This is a genomic window from Flagellimonas flava (assembly GCF_900129665.1).
Taxonomy (GTDB): domain Bacteria; phylum Bacteroidota; class Bacteroidia; order Flavobacteriales; family Flavobacteriaceae; genus Flagellimonas; species Flagellimonas flava.
The window spans coordinates 266,493-278,526 of the sequence record NZ_FQWL01000003.1 but is presented as its reverse complement, the minus strand read 5'-3'; the positions used below and the strand labels follow the sequence as shown (position 1 = coordinate 278,526).

Here is a 12,034-nt window from a genome sequence, read left to right as displayed (position 1 = left end):
AAAAACCCTTCGATTAATTTACAGTGTCAATAATGTATATAAATGATAAGTTAGAAGAGCTTTTAAAAGTTGAATCTCCTCAGCAATACAAGATTACCTATAAGCACCACATTATTTTTTGGGCCATCTATTTTTTGCTGAATACTTTGCGCTGGGGAAGTATTCACAATGATTTTGCATTGTCCATTAAAACGAACTTGATCGGTTTTCCAATCCATATTGCCCTTTCTTACTTCAATATTTACTTTTTAATGCCCAGGTATGTGTACACAAGGAAGTATATCACATATGCTTTGCTCGTTGTGGCATGTCTTTTTGTAATGCTTTTGGTGAAGTTTAATCTTACCTATTATCTAGTGAGCACCAATGTAATGCCCGAGGGCCCTGAAACCGATACACTTACCTTAAACTATGCTATTATTACCATGTTTGGTGAACTTTATGTGGTCGCCTTCGCCACTGCGATAAAAATTACTGTGGACTGGTTACGGGAGCATAGCAAATTACATGATCTTGAAAAGAGGCAGTTGACCACGGAGCTCAAGTTTTTGCGGTCTCAGGTGTCACCACATTTTTTCTTTAATACCTTGAACAATATCTATTCACTTACCCTGGAGAAATCGGATAAGGCCCCAGAAGTAATATTAAAGCTCTCCGGACTAATGCGATATCTGCTTTACGCCACCCGTAAACGTAAGCAGGACCTTAAAAGTGAGATTGATTGTATCCAGAACTATATCGACCTCGAACGCATTCGATTCAATGATGCACTTCAGATAGACATTGGTATTTCAGGGGATTTGGAAAACAAGGAAATTGCACCAATGCTATTGGTTCCACTCATTGAGAATTGCTTTAAACATGGGGCCAGCAAAAATATTGGGGACATGCATATCGATATTGAAATCAACGTAGATGACGATTTTTTGTATTTTAATGTATCCAATACTATTCCGAAAAACGAGGCGGATAGCAAAGTTGCCACTAGAGGCGGTGGTATTGGCCTTTCCAATGTAAAAAAGCGCTTGGAATTGGGATATGACCAAAATGATTATGAACTTTCCATCTTTGAGAAGGAAAAAATGTTTCATGTGGATTTAAAACTAAAAGTATGAAGGCTCTAAGAGTTATAATTGTTGATGATGAGCCTTTGGCCATAAATGTGCTGAAAAACTATGCGGAACAAGTAAGCCAATTGGAGCTAGTGCAGACATTTTCCAATGCCATAGACGCCAACCTTTTCCTCCAGGAGAATGAGGTGGATATTATCTTCTTGGATATCAATATGCCGATTTTGGACGGGCTTAATTTTCTGGAATCCTTGCAGACTGCTCCCATGATTGTGATTACCACGGCACATGAAGAATACGCACTTAAAAGTTTTGAGTTGGAAGTGATTGATTATCTAGTGAAACCCATTCCTTTTCCAAGATTTTTGAAGGCCGTGAATCGGATTATTGGTCTAAAACAGGGTTCCACGGGTGGAAACCAGAGCGCCAATGAAAAGCCAAGTATTTTTGTAAAAGTGGATAAGAAAAAACTGCAAAAAATCTTTTTGGATGAAATTGTAGTGGTTGAAAGTCTAAAAGATTATATCCGAATTAAGACCACCTCTGCAAAATATATCATCCATAAAACCCTTGGTAGTTTTACCGACGAGCTCCCGGCAGACAAGTTTCTAAGAATACATAGATCATATACAATTGCCATAGATAAAGTGCAGGCAATTGAAGGTAATAGTCTGGAAGTCGATGGTATACGATATACCATTGGACGCAGCTATTTGAACGAAGCCAAAAGCCGTATCCTTAATGATACGATAACCTAAGCTTCCGTCTAATTTACAGAACATACTTAGACCCATGCGGTTAAGCAGACTGCATTAGTCTTTTGAGCATTGCTATTTGTCGAAATTTTTCCCAAGAATCATTTTATCTGGGTAGCTTCAGAACAAACCAGCTTTAATTTTTTGGCATGACGCTCCACTCATCAACCATAAAAAGTATTGTAGCCTTTACAATCTCCCTGATTGTTGCACTCGTTCTGTCGAGTTGTCAAGGAAAAAAAGGTGAATATGCTACTGTACAAGAAGGTGAATCCAATATGCAGGTCCCGGATTCCATCGATTTCTCTTTTCATATCAAGCCTATTTTGTCGGACAGGTGTTTTGCTTGTCATGGTCCCGATAAAAATGCGGTTGAAGGTGGCCTTTCGTTAAACAAACCCGAAGACGCCTATGCCGCCATTGGGGAAAACAAAGATCGGTACGCCATAGTACCCGGCGATTTGGAAAAAAGTGAACTTGTTCAAAGAATCCTGAGCGAAGATCCCAACTTGGTAATGCCACCACAGGAGTCCAATCTTTCCCTTTCGGAGTATGAAAAGGAACTTTTGAAAAAGTGGGTTGAACAAGGGGCCGTTTACAAAAAACATTGGGCATTTGTAGCTCCAGAAAATCAAGAGATTCCCGTTATTGATGAAGATGACTGGAGTCAGAATGAAATTGACAAATTTGTGTTGGACAAATTAAACTCCCGAGGTTTTTCACCATCAAGAAAGGCTAACAACGAGCAATTGATTCGCCGACTTTATTTCAGTATTACGGGCCTTCCGCCAAGTGTGGAACAAGTGGATGCATTTATGAAGGATAGCTCTAAGGAGGCGTATGAAAAAATAGTGGATTCCCTATTAGGGACAGCGGATTACGCCGAATACATGGCTGCAGACTGGATGGATGTGGCGCGTTATGCGGATACTCATGGTTATCAGGATGATTTTGAACGAATCATGTGGCCATGGAGGGATTGGGTCATCCATGCATTCAACAAAAATATGCCCTATGATGAGTTTGTAACCTATCAATTGGCAGGCGATATGTTGCCGAATACCACCAAAGAGTCCATTTTGGCAACCGGATTCAACCGGAACCATAAAATTACAGCGGAAGGAGGGGTCATCCCCGAAGAATATCGAATTGAATATGTGGAAGATCGGACCAATACCTTTGGAACGGCCTTTTTGGGCATGACAATGGAATGCGCCCGATGTCATGATCATAAATATGACCCGTTGAGCCAACAAGATCATTTTGAGCTGTTCAGCTTTTTCAACAATATCGATGAGGATGGACTTATGGCCAATGCCCAGGTCATTCCCAAACCCTATATCACCATTTCCAAAAATGAGGCGGACGGAGTTTTGGATTTTGTGAATATGACCAATAGTCCAAAAAGCAATGTCCAGGTCATGGTAATGAAGGACATGCCAAAGGCGCGCGAGACTTTTGTGTTGAACAGGGGTGTGTATGATCAACCGGCAGATCAGGTATTCCCAGCTACCCCGGATGCCATTTTACCCTTCCCGGAAGATTTGCCAAAAAACAGATTGGGTCTTTCCAAATGGTTGTTCCATGAAGATAATCCGCTGACCTCGCGAGTAGCGGTGAATCGATTATGGCAGCGGATGTTTGGGAAAGGAATTGTTGAAAGCTCATACGACTTTGGGAACCAGGGCGCACTTCCGTCCCATCCAGAATTATTGGATTTTTTAGCGGTAAAATTCCGTACAGAAGGCTGGGATATTCGACAGATGTTGAAATATATGGCAATGTCCGCCACCTACCAGCAGAGTAGCGAAATCTCGGAAGAGATGCAGGAAAAAGACCCAGAAAATACGTATTTGGCCAGAGCAACAAGATTGCGGTTGGGTGCTGAAATGATTCGGGATCAAGCCTTGAAGATCAGTGGATTGCTGAATCCAGAGGTGGGCGGCCCAAGTGTAAAACCCTATCAGCCCGAAGGTATTTGGGAAGAAACAACCGGTGGTGGAGGTGGAAGCACGGCCACCTATGTTCAGAGCGAGGGCAAGGATTTATATCGAAAGAGTTTGTATACCTTTTGGAAACGAACCGTTCCTCCGCCAAGCATGATGACTTTTGATGCTTCTTCACGAGATCTGTGCACGGTTAAGCGGCAGGAAACGAATACCCCGCTTCAAGCATTGGTGTTGCTGAATGATCCACAACTCATAGAAGCGGCCCGGGCAATGGCAGTAAAGGCAGTTGCCAAAACCAACGGGGAATTGCAAAATCAGATTTCATACATTTTTCAAAACGCCACATCCAGAACTCCGGATGAAGAGGAACTGAACGTGCTTCAAAAGTTCCACTCGGATACCTTGGAGCGAATCAAGGATGGTGAAATTGTTCCGGAAGAATATCTTTCCATCGGGGAATTTGCCGTTGTTTCGGATTTGCCTGCAGAAGCACTAACAGCGTTGGCCTTGACAGCGCAGACCATTATGAATTTGGACGAAACCATCACAAGAGGATAGTTATGAGCGAAAAGAAAATTATTGCGGATAACGCCATCAATCTCAACAGAAGGGCTTTTTTGGGAAAAACCGCCCTAGGTGTTGGAGGTGTGGCCTTAGGGTCCTTGTTGGGCTGTAACTTTTACAAAAAAGAAGGGGAGTTGCTCACCAAGGCCGATGGTCCAATGGGAATCAAGGGAATCTTGAATTCACCACACCATGCAGCCAAAATCAAGCGTGTTATTTATCTTTTCCAAAGTGGAGGCCCTTCGCAATTGGAACTTTTTGATTACAAACCCCTGCTCAATCAAAGAAGGGGAGAGGACTTGCCCGAATCCATTCGTAATGGCCAACGTTTAACGGGTATGACCTCTGGTCAGGATAGTTTTCCGTTGGTGGGCTCCAATTTTGGTTTCAAACAATATGGAAAAAATGGTACATGGGTAAGTGATCTATTGCCCTATACGGCAAAAATGGTGGATGACCTCTGCATTGTAAAATCAATGTACACGGAGGCCATTAATCACGACCCGGCCGTCACCTTTTTTCAAACGGGTTCGCAGCAACCAGGGAGGCCAAGTATTGGTTCATGGCTGAGCTATGGCTTGGGCAGTGAAAATGAAAATCTTCCGGCTTTTACGGTGTTATTGTCCAGAGGTAGTGGACGACCTAACGGTCAACCTCTTTATACCCGCTTATGGGGCAATGGATTTTTGCATTCCCTACATCAGGGTGTTCAGTTTAGGGCAGCAAAAGATCCGGTACTTTATCTAAATGACCCGAAAGGGATTTCCAAATCTACCAAAAGGGCAATTTTGGATAATCTTGCCGAGCTTAACGAAAAACAATACCAAGCATTTGGCGATAGTGAGATTCAAAGTAGGATTGCCCAATATGAGATGGCCTACAGGATGCAGACCTCCGTTCCTGAAGTAATCAATACAGAAAACGAACCGGAATACATTTATAAAATGTATGGGGCGGATGCAAAAATCCCTGGAACCTATGCAGCCAATTGTCTGTTGGCAAGAAGATTGGCAGAACAGGATGTGCGTTTTATCCAATTATACCACATGGGCTGGGACCAACATGATAACCTGCCCTCGGCCATAGAAAAACAAGCCAAAGATGTGGACCAGGCTTCTGCGGCCTTAGTTGCAGACCTAAAACAACGTGGTATGTTGGACGATACCTTGGTGATATGGGGAGGCGAATTTGGAAGAACAAATTACTCGCAAGGCTTACTTACCGATACCAATTACGGAAGAGACCACCACCCAAGATGCTTTACCATGTGGATGGCGGGCGGTGGCATTAAACCGGGTATTGTTTATGGGGAAACTGATGATTTTGGGTATAATATCACCGAGAACCCTGTGCATGTGCATGATTTTCAAGCTACATTACTTCATCTTTTGGGTATAGATCATGAACGCCTAACTTACAAATACCAGGGAAGAAGATTTAGATTGACCGATGTGGAAGGACATGTGGTAAAGGATATTTTGGCATGATGAAACGCAGGCACTTTTTGGAAAAGACCAGTGTTGCATCTTTGGGTTTAGCGGCAATGGGTTCCATGTCATTTTCAGGATGGAATGCAAAGGATGCCGTTATCGGGCACGGTTCCCATCGGTATAAAATCGACTTGGACTGGGGAAAGTTGAACAGCAAGCAATTTCCTGTGCAGGATTGTCATGAAATGGTACAGGATGCCAAAGGGAGGATTATTTTGTTGACCAATCATACCAAGAACAATGTTCTCATCTATGACAAATCCGGCAAGTTGTTGGATTCATGGGGGACAGACTATCCCGGGGCGCATGGACTAACGCTTCATGATGAAAATGGAACCGAGTATCTGTACATTTCCGACAATAATCGACATGAAGTCATAAAAACCACCTTGGATGGAAGGGTAATCCAAGTGTTTCCATTTCCAAAGGAAAGTGGTAAATATCAAAAGAAAGAAGAATACATTCCCACCGAAACGGCCATTGCAGATAATGGCGATATCTATGTGGCCGATGGGTATGGTGCCCAATATATCACCCACTATGACGCCAAAGGAAATATCAAAAATATATTTGGAGGAAGGGGGGAAGATGACCATCTTTTCAATAATGCCCACGGAATTTGCATCGATAAACGAGACGCAAAAAATCCAATATTGCTCATAACTGCCCGTCAGCAGAACAAACTCAAACGCTTTGCTTTGGATGGCACTTATTTGGATTCCATTGATTTGCCAGGAGCCTATATTTGTCGTCCGGTGATTCATGGAAATCATGTATATCTGGCCACCATCTGGTCCGGGGATGGTTCTGAAGGCACTGGGTTCGTTTCCATTTTGGATGAAAATAATCGACTCATATCCGCTCCTGGCGGAAGTAAACCGGTATACGAACAGGAAAAACTAAATCCAATGCACCAGACCTTAAAAATCTTTAGGCACCCCCATGATGTCTGTGTGGACGAAGATGAGAACATTTATGTGGCGCAATGGAATTCTTGGGCCAGCTACCCCATAAAACTGTACAGAGTATGAATGTACCAGGTTTGGGTTTACATAGCATTGGCTTCCGTTGGGGTTTACCGTTACTTTTCTTTCTTTTTGGAACCATGGTCTCATGCCAATCCAAAAAGAAGGTTTTTTTGCTGACCGATTCCATCCAACTGGCATCGCCAAAAATTTTGGCAGACTCTGTGCTTTTTAGAGAAATGGCGACAATTACACTTCATTTGGAGGAGGAAGGTACCCTGATCAAATACACCTTGGATGGTAGTGAGGTAGATGCTAATTCCCAAACCTATAGTGGGCCAATTCAGGCTTATAACACGGCCACTGTAAAGGCAAAAGCTTTTCATCCAGCGTATAGGACAAGTGAAGCACAAGAGGTTGGGGTGCGGAAGCAAAAGGGAAATCTATCTGGTGTTGAAGCCAAATTACATACGGAACCACATGTGAATTATCCTGGAAATGGGGCGGCTTCGCTTGCGGATGGACAAAAAGGATCCACCAATTTTAGGAATGGAAACCACTGGCTGGGATTTCAAGAGAATCGAATTACGGTAGATTTGAGATTTCCGGAAAGTCGGAATATTGAAAGTGTCATTGTAAGTGTGCTCCAGGATCAAGGTTCCTGGATTTTTTCGCCTGAAACGATAACCATAGCGGTGTTGGGCAACCAAATTGGAACCCTTGTTTTTAAGGAAAGTGCCCAAGCTGGAGAAAAGAAGATGTTGTTTTTGGAAGTTCCGGTAACAACGGGTAATTATAAAGAACTGACCATAACCATTGAACCACTTTCTGAAATACCGGATTGGCATCAGGGCAAGGGCACAATGCCCTGGGTGTTCATTGACGAGATATGGGCAGAATAATTTAAGACTATGCAGCTAGGTAATTTACATCCATTATTTGTCCATCTCCCTATTGGGATTTTGTTGTTGGCTTTTCTAATGGAATTATTTTATGCGAAGAAACCTGCCCCAAAGGACAATGGTACCATTTTGTTTACCCTTGGGATAGGTGCTGCTAGTGCGGTCTTTTCGATCATTTCAGGATGGTTTTTGGGGGACAATGGCGGATATGATGAGGTTTTATTAGATAGACATCGTTGGATTGCTGTAGCCTTTGCTGTTGGGGCAATTGGTCTTTATTTTTTGAAGAAATCCTCCAAAAAACAGCCTCAAAAAGCCTACATGCCAATATTTGTAGTGGTCTTACTATTGCTAACCTTAACAGGGCATTATGGCGGAAGTCTTACCCATGGGGAAGACTTTCTGTTCGCTAAAAAATATGAAGAGCCTGTAATTGAAAATGTAGATGAGGCACGGGTATTTACCGAAATAGTTCAACCTATTTTGAACAAAAAGTGTGTCAGTTGTCATAATAGCGGTAAGGCCAAAGGTGGACTGTTGTTGACCTCCCAAGGTGAATTGTTGTTAGGTGGTGACTCTGGGGCTTTATTGGATTCCTTGCCCAAGGAAGGGACTTCCCTGTTGATGCACCGCATTCATCTCCCAGAAATGGAGGAAGAACATATGCCGCCCAAGGGAAAGGTACAGCTCACTTCTGAAGAGGTGTTGTTGTTGGAATGGTGGATGGCCAATAATAATTGTTTTGATTGCCTGGTGAAGGATTTGCCCCATGAGGGGAAATTGGAGTCCGTGTTAGCCTCTCTGGAAAAGGATACCTCTTCACAAGCGCAGATTGCTGAAAAAGTGGACGGGATACCTGCGGATTTTATGGCCTCCTTGGCCGCAAATAAGCTCTCGGCGCAATTGCTGTCAGAGGAAATGCCGTTGTTGTCCGTCAATTTCATGCAACGAAAAGATGTTTCTCCAGAGGACTTTGAACTGCTCAAAAAACATAAGGAAAACATTGTGGAATTAAATTTGGCATATACCAACTTTGATGATGAATTGGCAAAACAATTGAAGTCCTTTAAAAACCTCATTAAACTACAACTACAGAATACCCAAATCACCAATGAAGGTGCTAAACAGCTCAAGGGTTTTAAATTTCTGGAGACTTTGAATCTCTTTGGAACCGATTTAGATGATGCATCACTTGCCCGTATTTCGGATCTGCCCAACCTTAAAAAACTTTTCGTCTGGCAGACCCAAATGTCTGCGGATGGACTTACATCTTTCAAACAGGGTAACCAAACGGTAGAGATTCAAGGACAGATTGCCGATAGTGTTTTTGCAGCAAGCAGTTTAGGCCCACCAACGATTATAGCGGAACAAGAAATCTTTAGGGACTCGGTCCAGGTTTCCATTGAACAATATTTTGAAGGGGCCAAGATATTCTATGTGCTGGAAGACGTCAAAAAAGATACTGTTCCCCGCGAATACCACCAACCTTTTTACATTAAGGAGACTTCAAAACTTAGAGCTTACGCTACCTTGGACCAATGGGAACCTAGCGAGGAAAGCACAGCGGATTTTTTGAAGAACAGGGTTCAAGTGAGCAGCGTTTCATTGGCCAAAAACCCACATCCCAAGTATACGGCTAAGGGAGGTAAGACGCTAGCGGATTTTAAACGTGGTACCACTAATTTTGTGGATGGGAATTGGCTGGGTTATGAAGCTGAGCATATGACGGCAACCGTTGAGTTTGAGGAACAAACCACAATTTCCAATATTGCTGTGGGTTGCTTGTCCCAACCTACCAATTGGATTTTTCGACCAGTAGGATATACGGTTTGGGGGTCGGCCGATGGACAGAATTTTTCCAAAATAAAAACGATAAAATTACCAGACGTGCCTCCTTCCAACGATATTGAACGTTTTGTTTACAATATCGATTTTGAACCCACTTCCCTTAAAAAGGTAAGGTTATTTGTAGAAAGTCCTTTGAAGAACCCGGATTGGCATATTTCTCCTGGCGGACCCAGCTTTATTTTTGTGGACGAATTGGTTTTTAATTAGTTTTTGGCAGGGCATCCTTCACTGTGCGGAACCCAAGATGCTCTAACGAGGAATCAAGAGAGGTAGCCATTCTTGCTGATACTCGATAACTAGCACAATATGAGGCGCTGCACAAAAAAGAGCCTCCTTTGATCACCCGCTCCACCGCATAGGGATTTCCGCTATTGAATGCCCGCGTAGCTCCCCTAGGGTTCTTGGTTATCGTTCCTGTCGATGATAATTCTTGGTAATAATTACTGTTATACCAATCACTGGTCCATTCCCAAACATTACCCGCCATGTCGTGAAGCCCATATCCGTTTGGAGGATACGATTTTACTGGAGCCCTACGTTCAAAACCGTCCTCTTTGTCATTGTCTTTTGGGAAGTTGCCCGTCCATGTGTTTGCGTTTTGCGCTAAGGAATCCACCGCATCTCCCCAGTAATGAATATTATTGGCATTGCCGCCACGGGCTGCATATTCCCATTCTGCCTCGGTTGGTAATCGCCTGCCCGCCCACTCGCAATAGGCCAATGCATCCTCATAGGCGATATGGACTACGGGTTCGTTTTCCATCCCAATTATTGAACTTTTTGGGCCATATGGATGTCTCCAGTTGGCCCCGATGGTCCACTGCCACCATTGCGAATAATCTTGAAGATTGGAAACCTGCCCTTTTTTAAACACCAGAGACCCTGGCTGCATAATGGAATCATGCGGTTTGGGGGTTCCCTCTGGGAGTTGCTTTTTCATTTCCTCCCAATCTATTTCTTTTTCAGCTAGTGTGATGTAATCTGTGGCTACCACAAATGTTTCAAATTGGGCATTGGTCACTTCGGTAATGTCCATGAAAAAACCATCTATGGCGACCTCATGTCTCGGCTTCTCATGATTCATGGCCATGTTGTCGGTTGGCACAGCGCCCTGGTGAAATGTTCCTCCGGGAATCCAGACCATGCCTTCGGGAGTTTCAACACCACTTGGGATTTTGGTGATGATACTGTCGGCTACCGATACTTGGATATTTGGGGTCGCATCTCCTTTACTTTGGCTGTTCGGCGATTGCTTACAACTAAAAAGTAGCATGAGGGCCAAAGTGGAATAATAGTATGGAAACAAGTTTTTAAGTATCAAGATTTTAGTGTTCATTGGTCAAAAAAAACAGCCCTATTGGGCTGTTTTCGTGCTTTAAAAGTTTCTTTGAGTTACGAATTGTCCTCAACATCAGCTCCTGGAGCATTGCTCTTTACAGAGGCAATACCATTTTCCATGGCTGAGGTGCTGGAGTACATTTCACTGGCACCAATAACCTGCCCATTAGAAGCTTTCAGGTTAAAGTATGGACTACCGTTCTTTGCTGTTTTTCTTTCGAAACGGTTGTCGTCTTGAGAGTTTGTTTTTACAGATTCGATACCATTTTCGCAGGCTGCTTTTGTGGTGTAAGCCTCACTGCTGAGGATAACTTGACCATTGCCTGCTTTTAAGTTGAATCTGAATTGACCAGATTTGTCTGTTTTAATTTCGAATTTACCCATGATTAAATGTTTAGAGTCCTAAATCTAGCTATTTTATTGAAAAGTTGCTAATGGTTGGTATGAAATCCTTTTTGAAGGGGCAACCTAATGTGAGGATGTTGGCCTTGGATTATCTTCAACAAACCATTTGGTGCCCCAGTTTCTAACCTCATGACTAATAATCTCTCCAGTGATTACGTTTCTGGTCATGGTATCGTTTTTTCCATTGGTGGAAGCAATAAGGGACCATTCCAAGTTTTCCTTTAAGGTCATGGTCTCCTCCTCAAAGTTGGGAATTTGCCCAACTATAGGATCAATTTGAGCTGTAACGAATTGCCCTTTTGGCGAATTCATGATGGTAAAAAATTTAACTAAGGCAGTATGTTCCACATAAGTATCCGAATCGATGGATTTCTTGGAATTATAATAAATCCTTATGGATGCGCCATTTTGAATGGCGGAGATAAGTTCGTCCAGTTTTCCATGTAGTGCCGATCCCTCCGCATCATTCTCATAAATGAGTTTCCAAGCATTTTGCGAAAAACCTAGGGTCGAAATCAGTAAAAAAGAAAATGTGAAAAGCAGTCTCATATTGTTAGTGTTAATAATCAATCCTAAAGTTCAGAAGAATGGTGGCAAAGGGTAATGGGTGTTAGGAATATTTTATGATTTAACTGTGGTCGTATTAGTTGGTATCTTTTGGTACTGCGGAATAAGAACATTTATATGTGAATTGTCAATTCAGCAAAAAAAAAGTATCATTAAGATCAAACTAAAAAGAGAGGTTAGA

10 protein-coding genes are annotated in these 12,034 nt (G+C 42.7%); 7 read left to right on the top strand and 3 right to left on the bottom strand.

Annotated features, from left to right (window positions below):
• The first annotated feature begins 32 nt into the window (after positions 1–32).
• The 7 genes from BUC10_RS10855 to BUC10_RS10825 all read left to right on the top strand — a co-directional run bounded on the left by BUC10_RS10855 (position 33) and on the right by BUC10_RS10825 (position 9,750).
• On the top strand, positions 33–1,115 hold the full coding sequence (locus BUC10_RS10855) for a sensor histidine kinase (protein ID WP_073179443.1): 1,083 nt from the start codon (positions 33–35) through the stop codon (positions 1,113–1,115).
• Complete coding sequence (locus BUC10_RS10850; RefSeq protein WP_073179440.1) at positions 1,112–1,828, top strand: LytR/AlgR family response regulator transcription factor; 717 nt, start codon at positions 1,112–1,114, stop codon at positions 1,826–1,828. Before BUC10_RS10855 ends, BUC10_RS10850 begins: the two co-directional genes overlap by 4 nt.
• 146 nt (positions 1,829–1,974) lie before the next feature.
• Positions 1,975–4,332: a PSD1 and planctomycete cytochrome C domain-containing protein gene (locus tag BUC10_RS10845; RefSeq protein WP_073179438.1), complete on the top strand. Its 2,358-nt coding sequence runs from the start codon at positions 1,975–1,977 to the stop codon at positions 4,330–4,332.
• 2 nt (positions 4,333–4,334) lie between these two features.
• Positions 4,335–5,825 carry a DUF1501 domain-containing protein gene (locus tag BUC10_RS10840; protein WP_073179435.1) on the top strand — a complete coding sequence of 497 codons (1,491 nt, stop codon included), beginning with the start codon at positions 4,335–4,337 and terminating at the stop codon, positions 5,823–5,825.
• Entirely contained in the window at positions 5,822–6,859 is a 1,038-nt protein-coding gene (locus BUC10_RS10835) for an NHL repeat-containing protein (protein WP_245812816.1), read from the top strand. The genes BUC10_RS10840 and BUC10_RS10835 overlap by 4 nt, the downstream gene beginning before the upstream one ends.
• Positions 6,856–7,695: a chitobiase/beta-hexosaminidase C-terminal domain-containing protein gene (locus tag BUC10_RS10830; protein ID WP_073179431.1), complete on the top strand. Its 840-nt coding sequence runs from the start codon at positions 6,856–6,858 to the stop codon at positions 7,693–7,695. The genes BUC10_RS10835 and BUC10_RS10830 overlap by 4 nt, the downstream gene beginning before the upstream one ends.
• 9 nt (positions 7,696–7,704) lie before the next feature.
• Complete coding sequence (locus tag BUC10_RS10825; protein WP_073179429.1) at positions 7,705–9,750, top strand: c-type cytochrome domain-containing protein; 2,046 nt, start codon at positions 7,705–7,707, stop codon at positions 9,748–9,750.
• Here the strand turns inward: BUC10_RS10825 and BUC10_RS10820 are convergent.
• The 3 genes from BUC10_RS10820 to BUC10_RS10810 form a co-directional block, all read right to left on the bottom strand.
• On the bottom strand, positions 9,743–10,879 hold the full coding sequence (locus tag BUC10_RS10820) for a formylglycine-generating enzyme family protein (RefSeq protein WP_073179427.1): 1,137 nt from the start codon (positions 10,877–10,879) through the stop codon (positions 9,743–9,745). The two genes, BUC10_RS10825 and BUC10_RS10820, sit on opposite strands and share 8 nt — an antisense overlap.
• Before the next feature lie 56 nt (positions 10,880–10,935).
• Positions 10,936–11,265 carry a YegP family protein gene (locus BUC10_RS10815; RefSeq protein WP_073179425.1) on the bottom strand — a complete coding sequence of 110 codons (330 nt, stop codon included), beginning with the start codon at positions 11,263–11,265 and terminating at the stop codon, positions 10,936–10,938.
• A gap of 84 nt (positions 11,266–11,349) precedes the next feature.
• On the bottom strand, positions 11,350–11,835 hold the full coding sequence (locus tag BUC10_RS10810; RefSeq protein ID WP_073179422.1) for a hypothetical protein: 486 nt from the start codon (positions 11,833–11,835) through the stop codon (positions 11,350–11,352).
• Between the last annotated feature and the right edge of the window lie 199 nt (positions 11,836–12,034).

What these genes read in the sequence shown, in the direction of transcription:
- BUC10_RS10835 (WP_245812816.1), top strand. Translation starts at nt 5,822, where the DNA reads ATGATGAAACGCAGGCACTTTTTGGAAAAGACCAGTGTTGCATCTTTG.
- BUC10_RS10850 (WP_073179440.1), top strand. Translation starts at nt 1,112, where the DNA reads ATGAAGGCTCTAAGAGTTATAATTGTTGATGATGAGCCTTTGGCCATA.
- BUC10_RS10820 (WP_073179427.1), bottom strand. Translation starts at nt 10,879, where the DNA reads ATGAACACTAAAATCTTGATACTTAAAAACTTGTTTCCATACTATTAT.
- BUC10_RS10810 (WP_073179422.1), bottom strand. Translation starts at nt 11,835, where the DNA reads ATGAGACTGCTTTTCACATTTTCTTTTTTACTGATTTCGACCCTAGGT.
- BUC10_RS10855 (WP_073179443.1), top strand. Translation starts at nt 33, where the DNA reads ATGTATATAAATGATAAGTTAGAAGAGCTTTTAAAAGTTGAATCTCCT.
- BUC10_RS10825 (WP_073179429.1), top strand. Translation starts at nt 7,705, where the DNA reads ATGCAGCTAGGTAATTTACATCCATTATTTGTCCATCTCCCTATTGGG.
- BUC10_RS10845 (WP_073179438.1), top strand. Translation starts at nt 1,975, where the DNA reads ATGACGCTCCACTCATCAACCATAAAAAGTATTGTAGCCTTTACAATC.
- BUC10_RS10815 (WP_073179425.1), bottom strand. Translation starts at nt 11,265, where the DNA reads ATGGGTAAATTCGAAATTAAAACAGACAAATCTGGTCAATTCAGATTC.
- BUC10_RS10840 (WP_073179435.1), top strand. Translation starts at nt 4,335, where the DNA reads ATGAGCGAAAAGAAAATTATTGCGGATAACGCCATCAATCTCAACAGA.
- BUC10_RS10830 (WP_073179431.1), top strand. Translation starts at nt 6,856, where the DNA reads ATGAATGTACCAGGTTTGGGTTTACATAGCATTGGCTTCCGTTGGGGT.